The following is a 19,706-nucleotide window of genomic DNA, read 5'->3' as shown; positions in this document are numbered from 1 at the left end:
CCGCATCCGAGTTGGAAGCAAGAAACCCCGCGATCCGCATGTTGCCGGTGTTACTGCTCGCGCCGAGCGCTCGCAGCGACCCCGGAGGTCCAGCTGACCCCGTGCCCCACCGACATCTTGACCACGGAGAACCCGGCTCGGGCCCCGTACTCCAGTGCGTCGGCGGGCAACTCCGGTTCGGTACTCAAAGCCAGCACCGAAGGCCCGGCGCCCGACAGCACACCTGCCACCCCACAACGCCGCAGCACGGCGAGGTATTCCGCGGATGCGGGCATCGCCGAAGCTCGTTGCGGCTGGTGCAGCACGTCCTCGGTCGCGTCCAGCAGCAGGTCCGGCCGCTCGGTCAGCGCGACCACGAGCAGCGCAGCTCGGCTCAGGTTGAAGCCGGCGTCGGCGTGGCTGACCTGTTCGGGCAGCAGCACCCTCGTCTCCGCGGTCGACGAGCGCACCTGCGGGATCGCGGCGAACACACTGATGCCCGGATGCAGCCGGATCGGCGCGGCGGCGTACCGCGGGGCGCCGTCCTGCTTCGCGGTCCAGGCCACCACCGCCCCGCCGAGCACGGCGGCGGCGGCGTTGTCGGGATGCCCTTCGAACTCCGACGACACCTGGACGAGCCGGTCTGCCGACATGGGTGTCGAGTCACCTTGGGCGGCAAGACCGTTGGCGGCAGCGAGGCCGCCGACTACCGCGGCGGCCGACGAGCCGAGCCCTCGCGAGTGCGGAATGTTGTTGCGGCAGCGGACGATAAGACCCGATGCGGCGACGCCGTTCTCCCGCAGGCCCCGCTCGATCGCGCGGACCACCAGGTGCGACGCGTCCAGCGGCACCTGACCGGCACCTTCACCGTCCACCTCGATGACCAGACCGGAATCCGCGGTCTCCACGGTGATCTCGTCGTACAGGCTCAGCGCCAGGCCCAGGCTGTCGAAGCCGGGACCGAGGTTGGCGCTCGAGGCTGCGACCTCCGCGGTCGCAGACAGGCCCGATGGGAGAGTGCGGGTCACGATCGTTGGCTCTAGACCAGGCCGAGCTTCGCGACGACGGCGACCGGGTCGACCGGGACCGGGATGACCGCGGGCATTCCCTTGAGCGCGGTGTCGGGGTCCTTGAGGCCGTTTCCGGTGACGGTGCACACGACCGTGGAACCCTTGGCGACCCAGCCGTCCTCGATCGACTTCAACAGGCCGGCGATGCTCGCGGCCGATGCGGGCTCGACGAACACGCCTTCCGCGCGGGCCACCAGGTGGTAGGCGGCGAGGATCTCTTCGTCGGTGGCGGCCAGGAAACGCCCGTCGGACTGCTGCTGGGCTTCCACCGCCGACGTCCAGGACGCCGGTGAGCCGATGCGGATCGCGGTCGCGATGGTCTCGGGATCGCTGACCGGTTCGCCGAGCACCAGCGGCGCGGCGCCCGCGGCCTGCGTACCCAGCATGCGGGGCAGCTTGGAGGACAGACCGTCGCGGTGGTACTCGGTGTAACCCTTCCAGTACGCGGTGATGTTGCCCGCGTTGCCGACGGGAAGCGCGTGGATGTCGGGGGCGTCACCGAGGGCGTCGACGATCTCGAACGCCGCGGTCTTCTGCCCCTCGATGCGGAACGGGTTGACCGAGTTCACCAGTGACACCGTCGGGAAGTCCGCGGTGAGCTTGCGGGCGAGTTCGAGGCAGTCGTCGAAGTTGCCGTCGATCTGGATGATCTTCGCGCCGTGCATGACCGCCTGGGCGAGCTTGCCCATCGCGATCTTGCCCTGCGGCACCAGCACCGCACACGTGATCCCCGCCCGCGCCGCGTACGCGGCGGCCGAGGCCGAGGTGTTGCCGGTGGACGCGCACAGCACGGCCTGCTGGCCGCGGGACACGGCCTCGGTCACCGCCATCGTCATACCGCGGTCCTTGAAGGACCCGGTCGGGTTGAGGCCTTCGACCTTCAGGTGGACCGTGCACCCGGTGTACTCCGACAGCCGCGGCGCGGGCAGCAGCGGCGTACCGCCTTCGCGCAGCGTGATGGTGGTCCAGCTGTCCTCGATCGGCAACCGGTCGCGGTAGGCCTCGATGAGGCCCGGCCACGGCTGGTGCACGGCACTGGTGGTGCTCACTCTGTGGTCCCTTCCAAACGCAGGACGCTGTTGATGTCCTGTACGACGTCGAGATCGGCAAGCGCGGCAACGGTTTCCGACAGCGCCGCGTCGGTCGCCTGGTGGGTGACCACCACGATGCGGGCGCCGCAGCGCTGACCGCCCTCGTCGACCATGCCTTCCTGGCGCACCTCGGCGATGCTGACCTCACGCTTGGAGAACTCCGCCGCCACCGCCGACAGCACACCGGGCCGGTCGGCGACGTTCATGTTCACGTAGTAGCGGGTCGGGATCAGCCCGATCGGCGCGATGGGCAGCTTCGCGTACTTCGACTCACGCGGTCCGCGGCCGCCCTGCACGCGGTTGCGCGCGGCCATCACCAGGTCGCCGAGCACTGCCGACGCGGTGGGCGCGCCACCGGCGCCCTGGCCGTAGAACATCAGCCGGCCGGCGGCCTCGGCCTCGACGACGACCGCGTTGAAGGCTCCGTTGACCGACGCCAGCGGATGCTCCAGCGGCACCAGTGCCGGGTAGACGCGCGCCGAAACCCGTTCCTGCCCTTCGTTGTCCGTGATGCGCTCACAGATGGCGAGCAGCTTGATGGTGCAGCCGAGGGCGCGCGCGGACGCGAAGTCGGCGGCCGACACCTTCGTCATGCCCTCGCGGTACACGTCGTCGGAGGTGACGCGGGTGTGGAACGCGATCGAGGCCAGGATCGCGGCCTTGGCGGCGGCGTCGAAACCCTCGACGTCGGCGGTCGGGTCGGCCTCGGCGTATCCCAATGCGCCGGCGTCGGCCAGCGCGGAGGCGTAGTCGGCTCCGGTGCTGTCCATCTCGGAGAGGATGTAGTTGGTGGTGCCGTTGACGATTCCGGCCACCCGCACCACGGTGTCGCCGGCCAATGACTGGGTCAGCGGGCGGATCACCGGGATCGCGCCGGCGACCGCGGCCTCGAAGTACAGGTCGACGTGCGCGCTCTCGGCGGCTGCGGCGAGCTCGCCGGCCGAGACCGCCATCAGCGCCTTGTTGGCGGTCACGACGGACTTGCCCTGCTCAAGCGCGGCCAGGATGGCCTTGCGGGCGGGTTCGACCGGGCCCATCACCTCGACGACGATGTCGACGTCGTCACGGGAGACGAGCTCCTCGATGTTGTCGGTGAGCAGGTCCGCGGGAACCCCGCGGTCCGTGTCCACCCGGCGCACGCCGATGCCGCGCACCTTCAGCGGGGCGCCGATGCGGGCGGCGAGGTCGGATGCGCTCTCCTCGATGATGCGCACCACCTGGCTGCCCACGTTGCCCAGCCCGAGTACGGCTACGCCGATCTCGTTGCTCTTCGCGTCGCTCAACGCGTCACCTCACTTCCAGACTCAAAAGATCTTCGACCGTCTCCCGGCGCAGGATCAGGCGTGCTCGCCCGTCGCGCACGGCCACCACGGCCGGTCGGCCGATCAGGTTGTAACGGCTCGACATCGAATAGCAGTATGCGCCGGTGGCGGCGACGCCGAGCAGGTCCCCCGGGGTTACGTCGTCGGGCAGCCATGCGTCGCGCACCACGATGTCCCCGGTCTCACAGTGTTTGCCGACCACCCGGGACATCGTGGGGGCGGCCTCGCTGGTCCGCGACAGCAGCCGCACGTCGTACTCGGCGCCGTACAGCGAGGTCCTGATGTTGTCGCTCATCCCGCCGTCGACGCTGACGTAGCGGCGGTGTGCGGTCGGGCTGACCGCGACGTCCTTGACGGTGCCGACCTCGTAGAGCGTGATGGTGCCGGGTCCGGCGATCGCGCGTCCCGGCTCGACGACGAGCTTCGGCGCGGGAAGCCCGACGGCCGCCGACTCGCTGCGCACGATGGCCTGCAGTTTGCTCGCCAGCTCGCTCATCGGTGGCGGGTTGTCGTCGGGAAGATAGGAGATGCCCAGGCCGCCACCGAGATCGACGATGTCCATCTGCGCGGTCTTCTCGACGCCGAACTCGGACACCACATCCCGCAGCAGCCCGATCACGCGGTGCGCGGCGATCTCGAAGCCGGCCACGTCGAAGATCTGCGATCCGATGTGGCTGTGCAGGCCGACCAGGCGCAGGTTGTCGGCCGCGAACACCTTGCGCACCGCATCCATGGCCGCACCGGAGGCCAGCGACAGCCCGAACTTCTGATCCTCGTGGGCGGTCGAGATGAACTCGTGGGTGTGCGCCTCCACACCCACGGTGACGCGCACCAGCACGTCCTGGACGACACCGAGTTCGGCCGCGATGCGATCGAGGCGCTCGATCTCGATCATCGAGTCGACCACGACGTGGCCGACACGGTGCTTGACCGCCGCGGTCAGCTCGGCGGTCGATTTGTTGTTGCCGTGCACCGTGATCCGCTCGGCCGGGAAGCCGGCGTGCAGCGCGACGGCGAGCTCTCCCCCGGTGGCGACGTCGAGGGACAGCCCCTCCTCGTCAACCCAGCGGGCGATCTCGGTGCACAGGAAGGCCTTCGCGGCGTAGTGGACGTACTCGCCGCCGCCGAACGCGCCCGAGATGTCGCGGCAGCGTGCCCGGAAATCGGCCTCGTCGATGACGAAGACCGGGGTGCCGAACTCGGCGGCGATATCGGCCACCGACACCCCGGCGATCGACACGACACCGTCGTCACCGCGAACAGTGCTCTGCGGCCACACGTTCGGCGCGAGCTGCAGAACCTCGGCTGCGGTCAGGGGCCGCTCGGGCGCGGCGGCCGAGGGCACTTCGGCATGCCGCGGTCCGGCGGGGTGGGCGATCACATCCGCTCCGGGGCGCTGACGCCGAGGATGCCCAGTCCGTTGGCGATCACCTGACGGGTTGCCGCGCACAGCGCGAGCCGGGCCGCATGCAGGTCGCCGGGTGCCTCGTCGCCCTGCGGCAGTACGCGGCACGCGTCGTAGAACCGGTGGTAGTCGCCGGCGAGGTCCTCCAGGTAGCGCGAGACCCGGTGCGGCTCACGCAGTTCGGCGGCCTGCCGGAGAACCCGCGGGAACTCGCCGATGGTGCGGATCAGCACACCCTCTTTGTCGTGCGTCAGCAGGTCCAGGTGCGCGGTGTTGGGGGCGATTCCGAGCTCGGCGGCGTTGCGGGCCAGCGCCGAGAGCCGCGCGTGCGCGTACTGCACGTAGTAGACCGGGTTCTCGTTGGATGCCGAGGACCACAGCGCCAGGTCGATGTCGATCGGGGTGTCGACCGAGCTGCGGATCAACGAGTACCGGGCGGCGTCCACGCCGATCGCCTCGACGAGGTCGTCGAGGGTGATGACGGTGCCCGCACGCTTACTCATCCGGACCGGTTGCCCGTCGCGCACCAGGTTGACCATCTGCCCGATCAGCACCTCGACGGTGTCGGGATCGTCGCCGAGGGCCGCGGCGGCGGCTTTCAGCCGGGCGATGTAGCCGTGATGGTCGGCGCCGAGCATGTAGATGCACAGGTCGAATCCACGCTTGCGCTTGTCCAGGAAGTAGGCGAGATCACCGGCGATGTAGGCCGGGTTGCCGTCGCTCTTGATGACGACACGGTCCTTGTCGTCGCCGAAGTCGGTGGTGCGCAACCAGACCGCGCCGTCCTTCTCGTAGGCGAAGCCAGTCTCGCGCAACTTGCTGATGGCCTGTTCCACCCGGCCGGAGGTGTGCATCGAGTCCTCGTGGGTGAAGACGTCGAAGTCGGTGCCGAACTCGTGCAGCGACGCCTTGATCTGGTCGAACATCAAGTTCACGCCGATGGCCCGGAACGTCTCCCGCATCTGGGCGTCGGGCTGGTTCAGGACACCGGGTTCCTTGGCGACGACCGCATCGGCGATCTCGGCGATATAGGTCCCCGCGTAGCCGTCCTCGGGCGCCGGCTCCCCTTTCGCGGACGCGATGAGCGAGTTGGTGAACCGGTCGATCTGCGCACCGTGGTCGTTGAAGTAGTACTCGCGCACCACCTCGGCGCCCTGGGTGCTCAGCAGCCGGCCCAGCGCGTCGCCGACGGCCGCCCACCGGGTGCCGCCGATGTGGATGGGCCCGGTCGGGTTCGCCGAGACGAACTCGAGGTTGATCTTCTTGCCGGCCAGCGCGGTGGATCCGCCGTAGCCGGCGCCCGCGGCGATGACGTTGCCGACCATCACGTTCTGCGCGGCGGCCTCGATACGCAGGTTGACGAAACCGGGTCCCGCGACGTCGGCGGCGGCGATCCCGTCGTCGGCGACGAGTGCGGCGGCCAGCCAGCCGGCCAGCTCGCGCGGGTTGGCGCCCACCTTCTTGCCGAGTTGCAACGCCAGGTTGGTGGCGTAGTCACCGTGCTCGGGGTTGCGCGGGCGCTCGACGGTGACGGTGTCGGGCAGCGCGGCGGTGTCGAGGCCATGCTCGGCCAGCACCGCGGTCGCGGTGGCCTTGAGCAGCTGGGCCAGATCGGCAGGGGTCACGGGGATCCATCCTATGGTCTGCGCTGTTACCTACCGAATCCGTTTCCACCCGCGGCATGCGCTACGCTATCCACGCCCGTTCGGCGCAGCATCTCAGCAGCGCCCCCGTAGCTCAGGGGATAGAGCGTCTGCCTCCGGAGCAGAAGGCCGCAGGTTCGAATCCTGCCGGGGGCACTTTCTCACCAGATCGGCCTACGCGCCGTCGCACTCACGGTCATCCCGATCGCCTGTGCTGATCACACTTTCCGGATCGTCCCGTAGTACCCCAGGATTGAGTCGGACTGGTCGGTCGCATGCGTGAGCACGGCGTAGGACCTGATGAAGGACTCCCCCACGCAGCCGTCGATCTTCACGTTGAATCCACTGATCGACACCCACGGGTCGTTCCCGGTGAACTCCTTGCGTCCCACCGGGACGGTGTTGATGAGGCCGGGTCGCAGACCGATCGCGACGCCGCCGACGAAGGGCGTCGACAACACCGGCGCGATACCGTCGATGAACTCACCCTCGCCGTCGAGTCCCAAGAGGCCCAGTGACGGCGTGACTCCTGCGCTATTGGTGATGGTGACGCCGTTGGCGCCCATGTCGATGCCGCAGCCGATCTGGTAACCCACCTCCAGCACGCCTCGCGGCGGCTCGGACCCCTCGGGCCCGCGGAGCATCCCGTTGAACACGCCGCTGACCTCGTAGTTCCGCGACGACAGCGCGGTGGTCAGGGGGTTCACGTTCCGTATTGCCTCGTCTCTGGCGCCGACGGTCAACGTCCACCCGTTGGGTGCCGTCGTCGTCGACGGTGGAGCGGACTGGATAAGGGCGTCCGCTCCGGGCGCGATGACGCCCGCCGCGTGGGCGACGGGCGCTGCCTCGCCGACCACTGGGTCGGGCTCGGGGGCGACGACATCGGAGGCGCCGGGTGCGGGCGCGGCAGCCGCGGGACAAGCGGACGCCGGTAGGAGGACCCAGACGATGCTGAGTGCACCGAGCCACCTCAGCTTCACGGGCAGAAACCTACTATCGGATCCGACCGGCGCGACCTCACCAATACCAATTTGTGATGAGCTGACAACATATTGTGATGTGACAACCCGCGGTCCCGACGTCAGCGTTTCGACGCAGAACCGCGCTTCGGTGTAGAACCGCACAGTCGCGTCAGCACCCACGCACCAGTACGTCGACCCCCGTCAGATCCCCGCGCACAGCGACAGGAACGGGATCGGTGCACAGATTCCGATCGAGAAGCCCGGCGTGGGGTCCCCGTTCCACGGCGGCGGTGGTGGTGGCGGTGCCGGTTCGGGCGCCGGGGGTGGCGCCGGTTCAGGTGCCGGTGCCGGTGCCGCGACACAGGTGTCGGTCGCCGGGTCGTAGACGGTTCCCGGGCCACACTCGGTGGCGCCGGCGGAAGCGGGCATCATCACCGACAGCGCAGTCAACGGCATGAGGGCCGACATGACCAGAGCGGCTGTGCGGTACGTTGCGCGCCGCATTTTCAGTGCCTCCTTGTTGACAAATCAAATCCGATGCGTAACTCCATGATAGGACTGCGCAATGCGCTGCGCCGCAGCGTTTCCCGAGGTCACACGGGGTGGCGCCGGTGACGTACAGGTCACCGGAGGGCGGTCGTGGTCGGCGTCACGCCCGCCGATGAAAGGCCGCGCCGCGGACGCGGCCGCAAGGGCAGAGCCCTCAGTTCCACTCCGCCAGGACGCGCATCTTGCCGGCCTTCACGGCCGCATCCCGGCGGCGCTTCTTGAGCTCGGAGGCGAAGGCGTTGCGATGGTTGCCCTGGATGTTCAGCGGCAGGTACAGCGCGTTGAGCAACTTGGCTTCGAGGTACCACGGCTCCGGGTGCAGCACCCACGAGACTGAGGCATTCTCGGCCATCCATTCGGTCAGCACCGCTTCGCCGCCGGCGAAGGTCTGCCGCTTTCCGGAACCCACCCGGCGCAACTCGATGCCGAGACGCTCCGCGAGCAGGACACCGAGCGATTTGCGCAGTGTGGAGCCGTCGGCGCTGGCATTGCCCGCACCGAAGTGGTAGCGGATGCGTTTGCGGAGATCCTGAGGAGCCTGTGGTCTGCCGTCCGCTCGCGGCGGGCCGGGGCTGACGCCGACGTACAGCAGGGTCCAGCCGTCGCGCTGTTCGCATTCGGCGGTGTCGATGTCGCCGGGGATCTCGCGGAACCACCACCCGTGCGCCCCGGGCTTGGCGGGTACCGGATCCGCGTCGGAGAACACCTCGTCTCGCGTATACCGCTGAGCGGCAAGGAAGTTCGCGACAGCGTCTGCGTTTCGCTTCGCGGACATCGACTCAGCCATGCCGTCCAGCGTAGTCCCACCGCGGGCGCGGCGAGCCCGCGGCCGATTCGGCGGCCTGCCGGCCCGCCGTCGGCGTGCGGCACAGCGGTCGCACCGAACCCGACAGGCATGGGCGACAACGTGTTCCACGCCGCACCGGTGGTGGGATGCTTTGACCGCCGTCAGCGCCGGAGCTGCCGCATCGGCGTCACTGGGGATGGGACTTCAAATACTCCTCCACCGGCATCGGCGAGGTGGATTCGTAGCCCGCGGGCAACACGACGTCCCCGGCGGTCGAGTTGTAGTACACCTCCCACCGGTGGTAGCCGGCGAACACGGCGGGATCGGCCCCGATCAGATGCGCGTACTGGTTGATCGCACGCACGTATCGCCGGGAGTTGTTGTACCGGTAGATCGCCTGATCGCGGTCACGCGCGAAACCGTGGGCGGCCAGGAAGCGACCGGCGGCCATGATGCTGTCGTGCGGCGACCAGATGTCGGTACCCGCACCATAGGTCGCGAACGTCGACGGCAGGAACTGCATCGGCCCCTGCGCACCCGCGGTGCTGACCCCCGAGATCCGGCCGAACGCGGTCTCGACGAAGTTGATGGCGGCCAGATAGTTCCAGCCGACCCCGGTGGCCGCCTCGGCGTCGCGGTAGTACCGCAGCAGTTCTTCGGCGGGTGGCGGCGGACTGATCCGCCATGCCGGAAGTGTCGCCTTGCCCCTGCCCATCGCGCCGAGCTGCCTGCGCGCGTCGATGTTGCGGTCGTAGGCGTCCAGCAGCGGCCCGGGTACGCGCGGCCGCACCAGCGCGTCCCACTCCGGGTGCCGGGCCAGCACCCGGTAGGCCTTCTGCTGGCGCCGGGCCGCGGCGGCCAGCGCGGGCTCGGAGGCTCCCGCTGCGCGCAACGTCAGCTCGTCGGCGACCAGGTCGACGACGACCTCGACCGGATCGGCCGCCAGCACGGGCTGCCCGGTCACCGGCGGCGCGGGGGCCGCCTGCGGACGTATCGGCGGCGGCGCGGCGGCAGAGGTGTCACCGGGCGGAGGCGCGACCTGCGGCGAGCATCCGGCCAGGGCGAACGCGATCACGAACGCGATGCCAACGCGGTTGGAGCCCAATGCCTTCTCCTCGCGGTTACGGGCTGGTTCTTCAGGTGCGTCCTCCAGTGTGCGGGCCCGACGTACAGTGGCCAAATGCCGCGGTTCACGAACGTCCTCGCGACCCTCGCCATGCTGCCCGCCGTCGTTCTCGGCGCCGGCGCTGCGCACGCCGCTCCCACGACCCACTTCACCGGAACCAGCGAGCAGATCCTGCAGAGGATGCTCGACACCGCGGCGGGAACTTCGGATGCCGCATTGATCTCCGGCAGGTTCCTCGGAACTCCTTATGGTGCAGACACTCTCATCGGTTCGGCCACCGAGCCCGAACAACTCACCGTCAACCTGCAGGCCGTCGACTGCTTCACCTACGCCGACTACGTCGAGGCCCTCAAACGTGCCGACGACCGCGACGAATTCCTCGACAGCCTGGTCGCCGTCCGGTACCGCGACGGTGACGTGTCGTTCGAGAACCGCAAGCACTTCTTCACCGACTGGTCCGCGACGGCTCCGGCGGTGGCCACCGACGTCACCGCGACCATCAGCGACGACGCGGTGCGGGTGCCGAAGAACCTCAACGCCAAGGACTCCGGCGGCGTCTACCTCCCGGGCATCCCGGTCGTCGCGCGCACCGTGTCCTATCTCCCGAGCTCATCGGTCGACGCCGACGTCGTCAGCCGGTTGCGCACCGGCGACTACCTCGGCGCTTACGCCTCCGACGGCGGCCTCGACGTAACCCACGTCGGGATCTTCGTCGACTCCCCCGACGGCCCGGTGTTCCGCAACGCGTCGTCGCGCAGCGGTGAGGACATGGTGGTCGACACCGCGCTGTCCGACTACCTGCAGACCGTCCCCGGCATCGTGGTGTTGCGGCCGGTGATCTGAGACTCACACCGCAAGCGTGGTGCCCGTCTCGCGTTCAGCGAACTCCCAGAGCCGTTGCGCGGCAGCGTAATCACAGGCCACAGGGGCGCGGCCGCTGAGCGTCGGCGGACCCTTGAAGCCGAACCGTCCCGCGATGCCGACGTAGCTGCCCGGCGGGATGGGTTCGGTGAGGCAGTACAGCGTCGGGGCGGCACCTGCGTCGATGTCGTTACCGATCACGTTGGCCACCCGCTGCACCACCGTGTGGGCGGCGGCCATCACGCCGGTGTCGGCAACGTTCGAGAGATTCGACGAGACCCAGCCCGGATGTGTCAGATATGTCGTGACCGGCGAGCCCGCCGCCCGTAGCCGGCGGTCCAGTTCGAGCCCCCACAGCATCACCGCGAGCTTCGAGCGCGCGTAGACCGGAAACGACGACCACCTGCCGGTTCGCGCGTGCAGGTCGTCGAAGGCCAGCGAGGCCGACTTGTGCGCGTCGGAGCCGACGTTGACGATCTTCGACCGCACCCGGTCGAACAGCAGGTTCGTCAGCGCGAACGGGCCGAGGAAGTTCGTGCCGAGCGTGTTCTCGAAGCCGTCCACGGTGTCGCTGCGATGTTGGGCGACGAGGCCGGCGTTGTTGATCAGCACGTCGACGTCACCGTCGAACAGCCCGGGGAACGCCCGCACCGAGGACTGGTCGGCAAGGTCGAGTTTGACCACCTGCGTGTCGCCGCCCATCGCGGCAGCGCGGCGGGCGCCGAGCTCGAGGTTGCGCACCGCGAGGATCACCTGCGCGCCGGCGCGGGCCAGCGCTGTCGAGGTCGCCAACCCCACCCCATTGGTCGCACCCGTGACGATGATCCGCTGACCTGTCATGTCGCCGAGCCGCACCGGGGACCACGTGGTTGCCACGCCCCGAGGTTAGCGGTCCCGACCTCGTTGACATGACAGATTCCGGCTGGTTGTCTACCGCGATGAGTGCCGCGGCCCGTGAGATCGAGAACTTGGTGTACACCTACGCCGCGCGCATCGATGCGGGCGACTTCGACGGTGTCGCGGCGCTGTTCGCCCACGGCCGCATCCGCGGTATCGAGGACGGCCCGCCCGAGACGGTGTTCGAGGGCTCCGACCGGGTGCGGCAGATGTACGAGATGGCGGTGCGTCTGCACGACGACGGCACCCCGAAAACCAGGCACTTCACCACCAACGTGATCATCGATGTGGACGACGCGGCCGGAACCGCGCGCGGCAGCGCGTACTACTGCGTCACCCAGGCAACGCCGGAGCTGCCGTTGCAGATCGTGGTGACCGGCCGATATCGCGACACCTTCCACCGCATCGACGGCCTCTGGTGGTTCGACACCCGCGTTATGTTCGTCGACCAGGTGGGCGACACCAGCCATCACCTGAAGTTCTGAGCACCGCCGTAACCAGGCCCAGGACCCACCTGTTTGTCTCCCAACCAAACGGTTAGTCTGGCGGTGGTACGCCGATGAACCAGGAGGCTGTCAATGCAGCTGGCGCTCACGCCCGAGGAAGCCGAATTCCGCGACGAGCTTCGCAACTTCTACCGGACGAAGATCCCGGCCGAGATCCGCGAACGGACCCGCACCGGCTCCGAGGCCAACCGCGACGACATCGTCACCGCGAACAAGATCCTCAACGACCACGGGCTGATGGTGCCCAACTGGCCGGTCGAGTGGGGCGGTAAGGACTGGACGCCGATCCAGCACCAGATCTGGCTCGACGAGATGCAGCTGGCCAGCGTTCCCGAGCCGCTGACGTTCAACGCCAAGATGGTCGGTCCGGTGATCGCCGAGTTCGGTAGCCAAGAGCTCAAGCAGCGGTTCCTGCCGCCGACCGCGGCCGTCGACATCTGGTGGTGCCAGGGCTTCTCCGAGCCGGAGGCCGGCTCGGACCTCGCGTCGCTGCGCACCACCGCGCTGCGCGACGGCGACAGCTACGTCGTCAACGGACAGAAGACGTGGACCACGCTCGGCCAGTACGCCGACTGGATCTTCTGCCTGGTGCGCACCGATCCGAACGCCCCGAAGAAGCAGGCCGGCATCTCGTTCCTGCTCATCGACATGAACACCCCCGGCATCACGCTGCGCCCGATCAAGCTGATCGACGGCAGCTACGAGGTCAACGAGGTGTTCTTCGAAGACGTCCGGGTGCCCGCCGACCAGCTAGTCGGCGAGGAGAACCAGGGCTGGTCGTACGCGAAGTTCCTGCTCGGCAACGAACGCACCGGCATCACCCAGATCGGTCGCACCAAGCTCAAGCTCGCCGAGACCAAGGAGCACGCGAAGGCCAGTGGCCTGATCGACGACCCGCTGTTCGCGGCGCGGCTGGCCGAGACCGAGAACGACGTGCTGGCACTGGAACTGACGCAGATGCGGGTGGCGACCGGCTCCAAGGAGGGCAAGCCCAATCCCGCCTCGTCGGTGCTGAAGCTGCGCGCCAGCGAGCTGCAGCAGGCCGCCACCGAACTTCTGATGGAGGTCGCGGGCGCCGACGCGCTGCCGTTCGGCACCGATGGGATCGCCTCGGCCGACTGGGCGCAGGAAGCTGCGCCGCGCTACCTGAACTACCGCAAGACCTCGATCTACGGCGGCAGCAACGAGGTCCAGCGCACCATCATCGCGTCGACCATTCTCGGATTGTGAGCTAAGACATGGATTTTCAGTTCAGTGAAGAGCAGGTCCTGCTCCGCGACACCACCCGGGACATGCTGTCGCGCAAGTACGACCCCGAAAGCCGGCTCAAGACCATCGATTCCGAACTCGGATGGAGCCGCGACGTCTGGAAGCAGCTCGCCGAGGTGGGTGTTCTCGGTCTCGGATTCGACGAGGACGCCGGCGGGCAGATCGAGGTTCTCGTGGTGCTCACCGAGATCGGCCGGCGACTGGCTCCCGAACCGGTGCTGCACGCCGCGCTCGGGCCCGGTGCGCTGATCGCCGAGGCCGGAACCGAACAGCAGCGCGCCCTGCTCGACGAGGTCGCCGGTGGCGAGCGGCTGCTGGCGTTCGCCCACCTGGAGCCCGGGATGCGCCTGCCGACCGCCACGGTGGCGACAAAGGCTGTGCGCGATGGGGATTCGTGGACCGTCAGCGGCACCAAAAACCCGGTGCCTGCCGGTGACTGCGCCGACACACTCGTCGTCAGCGCACAGCTGCCCGACGGCGGGACCGGACTGTTCCTCGTCGATGCCGCCGCGACCCGGCGCACACCGTTCCGGACGTTCGACGGCCAGCGCGGCGCCCAGATCGACTTCGACTCGGTCGCCGCCGAACCGCTCGGCGAGGCCGCCGACTCGTCAGAGGCGATCTCGCGGGCTCTGGTGCGGATCTCGTCGGGGCTGTGCGCTGAAGCGCTCGGCGCGATGGAGGAGGCGCTGCGCCTGACGAGCGAATACCTCACGCAGCGCAAGCAGTTCGGGGTCACGCTGAGCAAGTTCCAGACGCTGACGCAGCGGGCCGCGGACATGTACGTCTCGCTGGAGCTCGCACGCAGCATGACGTTCTATGCGGCGATGTCGGTCGCCGACGACAACCTGGATACCACCATCGCCGCGCGCGCCAAGCTGCAGATCGGCCGCTCGGGACGCCACATCGCCCAGGAGTCGATCCAGCTGCACGGTGGCATCGGCGTGACGGCCGAGTACCCGATCTCGCACTACGCGGCGCGGCTCACCGCGATCGACCGCACCCTGGGTTCCGCACAGGACCAGCTACACGTGCTGATCGATCACCTCGGCGATTACGAGGTCGTCGCCCTCTAGTACCAGATCCGCACGCGCTGCTCCGGCGGCAGGTACAGCGCGTCGGACTCGGCGACACCGAACGCCTCGTAGAACGCGTCGAGGTTGCGCAGCACCCCGTTGGCGCGGAACTCGCTCGGCGCATGCGGATCGGTGGCCATGAGCGACAGGAGTGTGGCGTCGTTGTACTTGCCTCGGTAAAACTGCACAAACCCGAGCAGTACGCGCTGCACTCCGGTGTATCCGTCGACGACGGGAGCGGTCTGGCCGCCCAGGGATTTGACGTATGCCTTGAGGGCGATGGCCAGCCCACCGAGATCGGCGATGTTCTCACCCACCGTCAGAGCCCCGTTGACGTGCGGCCCGTTGGGAAGTTGCCGCGGCACATAGCCGTCGTACTGTTCGATCAGTCGCTGTGCCTTCGCCTCGAACGCGGCGCGGTCGGCGGCCGTCCACCAGTCGACGAGGTTGCCGTCGCCGTCGTACTGGGAACCCTCGTCGTCGAAGGCGTGACCGATCTCATGGCCGATGACCGAGCCGATCGCTCCGTAACTGGCTGCGATGTCAGCCTCGGGGTCGAACAGCGGGGCCTGCAAAAACCCTGCGGGGAAGATGATCTCATTGGTACCGGGTGAGTAGTACGCGTTGACGTCCTGCGGGGCGTCGATCCATGTGCCGCGGTCGACCAGCGGGCCGACCCGGTCCAGGTCGCGCGCCCGTGCGGCGCCAAGGCCACGCACGTAGTTCCCGTAGAGGTCGTCGGGCGCGATGACCAGGCCGGAATAGTCGACCCAGGTCTCGGGATAACCGACCTTGACGGTCATTTTGTCCAGTTTTTCCAGGGCCTTGGCCCGGGTTTCCGGGGACATCCACTCGAGTTCGGCGATGCTGTCCCGGTATGCCGCGATCAGGTTGTCGACCATGTCTTCGATCTGACGCTTGGCTTCGACGGGAAAGTGCTTGTCGACGTAGAGCTTTCCCACCGCGAAGCCGAGCACATCGTTGACCGCCGACAGTCCCCGCTGCCACCTTTCGGCGGTCCGTTCCTGGCCGAACAGCCGCTGATGGTTGAACGCGAAGTTCTCCGCGAGGATGTCGTCGGTGAGCAGGATCGCACGGCTGTGGATGGTCAGCCAGCTCGCCCAGACCTTGAGGTCCTCGAGGGATTCCGTCGACCAGGCTTGGGCGTATGCCGTCAGATAGTCGGGTTGACGGACGATCACCGTCTCGGTGTCTTCGGACGATGCCCCGTACCCGTGCGCCCACGAACCCCAGTCGAATCCCGGCGCCTCCGCCACCAGTTCGGCGAGACTGCGCGGGTTGTAGATCGCTGCGGGATCGCGAATCTCGACCGGATCCCACTGCGCGGCTGCCAGCGCGGACTCGAAGGCCACGATGCGTTGTGCGGCCTGGGTGTAGTCGCCGGCCACCCCGCCGTACACCAATGCGAACATCCTGGCGATGTGCTCCGGATACTCGGCCAGGATGGTCGCGTGCCGCGGCTCGATGTAGTAGGCCCTGTCCGGAAGCCCGAGTGCGGCCTGGTTGAGGTACAGGACGAGACGGGACGAATCCTTGGCGTCCGTGTCCACCCATGTCTCGAACCCGAAGTTCACCCCGGCCAGGGAGCCGAGCACGGCGGCTAGCGCTGAGTGGTCGGCCGCGTTGTCTATTCTGGCCAGCTCCGCGAGCAGCGGCTGCACGCCGGCGTCGGCGACGGCGGCGGTGTCCATGAAGCTCGCGAACATGTCGGCGATGCGTTGGGCATCGGACCCGGGCTGCGCTGCCTCGCGGTCGATACTGGTGACCAGTTCGCGAATGCGTTGCGCCACTGTGTCGTAAACCTCGTGGATGACACCCGCGCCGTTTCGGTGGGCCGGAATCTGGTAGTTCTTCCACCATGTGCCGTTCAGCCAGCCGAACGGATCGTCCTGGATGCGAACACTGTCGTCGATGTTGGTCAGGTCGATTCCCGACCTGAGCGTCGGCGCCACCCTGATCGTCACGGTGGCGAGGTCGGCGTGTCCGAAGTCGGTCTTGGTCAGGAAGCTGACCAGACCCGGCAGGTGCCAATCGGCTGACGCGTCGCTGACCTTGTAGGTGAACGTATCCGTGCCACCGCTGCGCGCGAACGCATCGTCGGGATCGTAGGTGAACGTTCCCGTGGCCTGGTCGAAGGTGACAACGCCGTGCTTGGGCCCCCGGTTGGCCAACAGGCTGAAGGACAGCGCATCCCCGTCCCGGTCACTGGCCGACAGGGCAAGCGGATCACTGACGTTCTCCGGCTTGTCCAGGACCAGCGTCACGGTCTGGTCGCGGGCGTCAGGCGCCCGGTTGAAGAAGGTGCGCTGGAGATTGCCGAACCATCCGGTCAGCAACACCAACAGGTTCGGCGGCGCCGACGGACCGACCGGCGGCAGCGGGCCGGCCGACGTGAGCTGACCGACCAACGGCACCTGCGCCGTCTCGGTCGCCGCCGACTTCTGCTGCGCTGCCGGCATTTTCCTGCTCGACGCATCTTGGGCCACCGGCGTTGTCTCGGGCGCAGGGTCGTCGGCGCGGATTCGCGTGGTGAGGCTGTCCGTATCGTCGGGCCGGGCGTCGAAGGCCTCGTCGGCACGCGGGTGCGGTTCGGAATCAACGCCATCGGTATCGGCATCGGCATCGGCATCGGCGTCGATATCGAGGTCCGGGTCGATATCGAGGTCTGCGTCGCGTGGCGACGAACCCCTGGACCCGACGGGATCGTCCTCGCTGTCCGCGGCGCGCTGATTCCCGCCGCCGCCGGCGGCGGGATCGTCCTCGCCGCCCGCGCCACCCTTGGTTGCGCCGGACGGGGCGTCCTGAGCCCGCGCCACGTGGGGCTTGCGGGCCGACGCCGAGGAAGTAGCGGAAGAGTCCGAGGCCGACGAGGCCGAATCGCCGGCGCCGGTATCGGCCTGGGCCTCGCCGATTCCCTGGGTCGATGCCACGGCCAGGCCGACCCCCAAGGCCACCGCCAGGGCCCCCACCCGGCCTACGTACCTGGCATGTCCCCCTGCTCGGCGAGCACCATCAGCCACGTCATCCCCCGTTCGCCCTGGCGCCGACCGCGCCCCGGATTCGCGCAAGTTACCGCAGTTTTCCTGACGCATTCGTCAGTTTGCTTGCATTTTCGCCAATTGGACAGCATGCACGCTGAACGCCGGCGATGACGCGTCGCCGCGATAGCTGCGTCTCCGAGACGCGGGCGCTGGGAGCGTCCGATCCGAGATGCGCCCGCGCATCTCGGGTATGGATGGCCGTCATCGTGCGTTAGACACGAGGTAGATCCGCAACGAGCATCCCCGAGTCAAGGAGCGCACGATGCAGGTGAAGAAGTTGTTCGCTGCCGCGGCGATTGCCGCCGGACTGGGCGCCGGCCTGTCCTTCGGTGCAGGCACCGCGGCCGCGGACCCGCACTGGTGGCACCCAGGACCGCTGCCCCCACCCGGACACATCGGGCACGTGGTCCACGTCCCGCCCGGCCACCTCGGTCAGTGGGTCGGGGTGCCGCCCGGACATTGGGACAAGCCCTGGAAGTGGCTCAGGTAGCCGGTAGGCACCTCAGTTAGTCGGCGCCGGTAGTCAGTACGAGTCGTGCAGCCGGATCCACTCGTACGGCGGCTGCTGCGGCCACCCCGGCGGTGAGTCCTCCCAGGTCTCCTGCCGCCCGTAGGCGGTCAGATCGAGCAGGTCGAACACCAGCATGAACGGCTCCTCGCCGCGGTCGAACGTCTGCCAGGTGTGGAACACCCGGTCACCGTCGCGCAGGAATGCGCTGATCGAGTGATGCTCCTCGCCGTCGACGGTCGTGTGGAAGTCCTCGTTGAAGGTGCCGCGCCCGGAGGACACCCACGGCAGGTCCCATCCCATCCGGTCCTTGAACGCGACGAGCTTGCCGACCGGTGCGCGTGACACCAGCACCAGCGAGGTGTCCTTGGCGTACAGGTGCGACAGCGGGCCGATGTGGTCGGCCATCATCGAGCAGCCCGAACACCCTTCGTCCCAGTCGGACCCGAACATGAAGTGCTGCACGATGAGCTGGCGGCGCCCGTCGAACAGGTCGAGCAGGCTCAGCGGGCCGGACTCGGTGTCGAACACGTAGGGCGTGTCGACTTCGACCATCGGCAGCCGGCGCCGCGCCGCACTGACCGTGTCCTTGAGCCGGATCAACTCCTTCTCGCGCACCAGCAGCTCGGCGCGGGCCCTGTCCCATTCGGCGCGGGACACGATCGGCGGCAGGGCGGGCTCCATACGGTGAGCTTGCCCCGCCTCACCCGAGGTCGGCAACCACCTCGGCCGCCCGGCGCACCTGCTCGATGTCCGAGCTCGTCGGAATCAGGTGCACCTCGTCGGCGCCGATGGCGGCGAATCCGTCCAGTACCGCACGGAGTTCGTCGGCGGTGCCCGCGAACCCGGTCGTCGGCACCATCGCGTCGACGAACTCCGATGGAATCCAGTTCATGTACCGCAGCAGATGACGGTGCACCTGCTCCCGCGGCGCGTCGCCGTCCCCGATCGCGAACCAGAACGACGTCGCCAGGTGCGGCGCACCGGTGCCGGCCTCCCGCCATGCGTCGCGGGCGACGTCGAACAGTTCGTTCTGCTTACCGGTGTCCAGATCCAGGGTCATGCCCGCGACACCCTCGGCCCACCCGGCGGCGCTGCGCACGGTCTTGGGTCCGAGCGTCCCGACCTGCAGCGGCGGCCCGCCGGCCTGCACCGGGGGCGGCCCGACCGGCAGCGTCGAGTCGGTCAGCTTCTCCCCCGCCCACACGCGTTTCATCAGGTCCACCCGCTCGGCCATCTCGCGCATCGTCTGCGTCGCGGGATCCGCGCCGACCGCGCGGTAATCCTCGTGCCGCCCACCCACGCCGATCCCGACGGTCAGCCGTCCATCGCACAGCAGATCCCCGGTGGCCAGCTGTTTGGCGAGCATCACCGGATCGTGCAGCTGCGGGATCACCACCGTCGTGACCAGCCGCACCCGCTCGGTCCACGCCCCCAGCGCCCCGAGCAGCGTGAGGCTCTCGGGATTGTCGAAAGCGATCCGCTCACCCCAGCACAGCGACGAGAACGGCCCGTCGTCGACCAGTCGCGCCCACGCCTTCAGCGTCGCCCGGTCGAGATCGGGCTCCATCACCGGCATCGTCATCCCGATAC

At 68.4% G+C, this 19,706-nt stretch carries 18 protein-coding genes and 1 tRNA gene; 6 read left to right on the top strand and 13 right to left on the bottom strand.

Going from position 1 to position 19,706, the window contains the following annotated elements; genetic code table 11:
- Nucleotides 1–50 precede the first annotated feature (50 nt).
- The 5 genes from thrB to argS are packed head-to-tail and all read right to left on the bottom strand — an operon-like array spanning nucleotide 51 to nucleotide 6,492.
- Nucleotides 51–1,007, bottom strand: coding sequence for a homoserine kinase (gene thrB / locus BST38_RS15740; protein WP_083144268.1), 957 nt, complete (start codon nucleotides 1,005–1,007; stop codon nucleotides 51–53).
- Nucleotides 1,008–1,018: 11 nt separating this feature from the next.
- A complete protein-coding gene (thrC, locus tag BST38_RS15735) occupies nucleotides 1,019–2,098 on the bottom strand; it encodes a threonine synthase (protein WP_083144267.1) in 1,080 nt (359 codons plus the stop codon).
- Nucleotides 2,095–3,423 (bottom strand): homoserine dehydrogenase, encoded by a 1,329-nt coding sequence (locus BST38_RS15730; protein ID WP_083144266.1) that lies wholly within the window; start codon nucleotides 3,421–3,423, stop codon nucleotides 2,095–2,097. Before BST38_RS15730 ends, thrC begins: the two co-directional genes overlap by 4 nt.
- Before the next feature lie 4 nt (nucleotides 3,424–3,427).
- Nucleotides 3,428–4,843, bottom strand: a complete 1,416-nt coding sequence (gene lysA, locus BST38_RS15725; RefSeq protein WP_083144265.1) for a diaminopimelate decarboxylase — start codon at nucleotides 4,841–4,843, stop codon at nucleotides 3,428–3,430.
- On the bottom strand, nucleotides 4,840–6,492 hold the full coding sequence (gene argS / locus BST38_RS15720; protein ID WP_083144264.1) for an arginine--tRNA ligase: 1,653 nt from the start codon (nucleotides 6,490–6,492) through the stop codon (nucleotides 4,840–4,842). The genes lysA and argS overlap by 4 nt, the downstream gene beginning before the upstream one ends.
- A 101-nt stretch (nucleotides 6,493–6,593) precedes the next feature.
- Here argS and BST38_RS15715 point away from each other — a divergent pair.
- Nucleotides 6,594–6,666, top strand: a tRNA-Arg gene (locus BST38_RS15715).
- 62 nt (nucleotides 6,667–6,728) lie between these two features.
- Here the strand turns inward: BST38_RS15715 and BST38_RS15710 are convergent.
- The 4 genes from BST38_RS15710 to BST38_RS15695 form a co-directional block, all read right to left on the bottom strand.
- Nucleotides 6,729–7,490: an MspA family porin gene (locus tag BST38_RS15710; RefSeq protein ID WP_083144263.1), complete on the bottom strand. Its 762-nt coding sequence runs from the start codon at nucleotides 7,488–7,490 to the stop codon at nucleotides 6,729–6,731.
- Between the two features lie 183 nt (nucleotides 7,491–7,673).
- Nucleotides 7,674–7,940: a hypothetical protein gene (locus BST38_RS15705; protein WP_237160812.1), complete on the bottom strand. Its 267-nt coding sequence runs from the start codon at nucleotides 7,938–7,940 to the stop codon at nucleotides 7,674–7,676.
- A 235-nt stretch (nucleotides 7,941–8,175) separates the two neighbouring features.
- Complete coding sequence (locus BST38_RS15700; RefSeq protein WP_083144261.1) at nucleotides 8,176–8,808, bottom strand: GIY-YIG nuclease family protein; 633 nt, start codon at nucleotides 8,806–8,808, stop codon at nucleotides 8,176–8,178.
- Between the two features lie 187 nt (nucleotides 8,809–8,995).
- The gene (locus tag BST38_RS15695; RefSeq protein ID WP_083144260.1) at nucleotides 8,996–9,913 is read right to left on the bottom strand and encodes a lytic transglycosylase domain-containing protein; all 918 of its coding nucleotides are present in this window, start codon (nucleotides 9,911–9,913) and stop codon (nucleotides 8,996–8,998) included.
- Between the two features lie 75 nt (nucleotides 9,914–9,988).
- Here BST38_RS15695 and BST38_RS15690 point away from each other — a divergent pair, with 75 nt between their 5' ends.
- Nucleotides 9,989–10,777, top strand: a complete 789-nt coding sequence (locus BST38_RS15690) for a DUF1460 domain-containing protein (protein ID WP_083144259.1) — start codon at nucleotides 9,989–9,991, stop codon at nucleotides 10,775–10,777.
- A gap of 3 nt (nucleotides 10,778–10,780) precedes the next feature.
- On the opposite strand, the gene BST38_RS15685 is transcribed toward BST38_RS15690, so the two are convergent.
- The gene (locus BST38_RS15685) at nucleotides 10,781–11,635 is read right to left on the bottom strand and encodes an SDR family NAD(P)-dependent oxidoreductase (protein ID WP_083144297.1); all 855 of its coding nucleotides are present in this window, start codon (nucleotides 11,633–11,635) and stop codon (nucleotides 10,781–10,783) included.
- Nucleotides 11,636–11,733: 98 nt separating this feature from the next.
- Between BST38_RS15685 and BST38_RS15680 the strand changes: the two genes are divergently transcribed.
- From BST38_RS15680 to BST38_RS15670, 3 genes are all read left to right on the top strand, one after another.
- Nucleotides 11,734–12,177 carry a nuclear transport factor 2 family protein gene (locus BST38_RS15680; protein ID WP_083144258.1) on the top strand — a complete coding sequence of 148 codons (444 nt, stop codon included), beginning with the start codon at nucleotides 11,734–11,736 and terminating at the stop codon, nucleotides 12,175–12,177.
- Between the two features lie 93 nt (nucleotides 12,178–12,270).
- Complete coding sequence (locus tag BST38_RS15675; protein ID WP_083144257.1) at nucleotides 12,271–13,428, top strand: acyl-CoA dehydrogenase family protein; 1,158 nt, start codon at nucleotides 12,271–12,273, stop codon at nucleotides 13,426–13,428.
- Nucleotides 13,429–13,436: 8 nt separating this feature from the next.
- Nucleotides 13,437–14,543, top strand: a complete 1,107-nt coding sequence (locus tag BST38_RS15670) for an acyl-CoA dehydrogenase family protein (RefSeq protein ID WP_083144256.1) — start codon at nucleotides 13,437–13,439, stop codon at nucleotides 14,541–14,543.
- Here BST38_RS15670 and BST38_RS15665 read toward each other — a convergent pair.
- Entirely contained in the window at nucleotides 14,540–17,533 is a 2,994-nt protein-coding gene (locus BST38_RS15665; RefSeq protein WP_165761600.1) for a M13-type metalloendopeptidase, read from the bottom strand. The genes BST38_RS15670 and BST38_RS15665 overlap by 4 nt on opposite strands.
- Nucleotides 17,534–17,867: 334 nt before the next feature.
- Here BST38_RS15665 and BST38_RS15660 point away from each other — a divergent pair, with 334 nt between their 5' ends.
- Nucleotides 17,868–18,095 carry a hypothetical protein gene (locus BST38_RS15660; RefSeq protein WP_083144255.1) on the top strand — a complete coding sequence of 76 codons (228 nt, stop codon included), beginning with the start codon at nucleotides 17,868–17,870 and terminating at the stop codon, nucleotides 18,093–18,095.
- Nucleotides 18,096–18,128: 33 nt separating this feature from the next.
- Here the strand turns inward: BST38_RS15660 and BST38_RS15655 are convergent, their stop codons facing one another.
- Both BST38_RS15655 and BST38_RS15650 read right to left on the bottom strand, forming a co-directional pair.
- Nucleotides 18,129–18,797 carry a DUF899 domain-containing protein gene (locus tag BST38_RS15655; RefSeq protein ID WP_083144254.1) on the bottom strand — a complete coding sequence of 223 codons (669 nt, stop codon included), beginning with the start codon at nucleotides 18,795–18,797 and terminating at the stop codon, nucleotides 18,129–18,131.
- 19 nt (nucleotides 18,798–18,816) lie between these two features.
- Nucleotides 18,817–19,698, bottom strand: a complete 882-nt coding sequence (locus BST38_RS15650; RefSeq protein ID WP_083144253.1) for an LLM class flavin-dependent oxidoreductase — start codon at nucleotides 19,696–19,698, stop codon at nucleotides 18,817–18,819.
- Between the last annotated feature and the right edge of the window lie 8 nt (nucleotides 19,699–19,706).

The sequence above is a fragment of the Mycolicibacterium parafortuitum genome (assembly GCF_002086815.1).
GTDB lineage: Bacteria > Actinomycetota > Actinomycetes > Mycobacteriales > Mycobacteriaceae > Mycobacterium > Mycobacterium parafortuitum.
The sequence above is the reverse complement of the archived record's forward strand: the minus strand, read 5'-3'. Positions and strand labels throughout refer to the sequence as shown.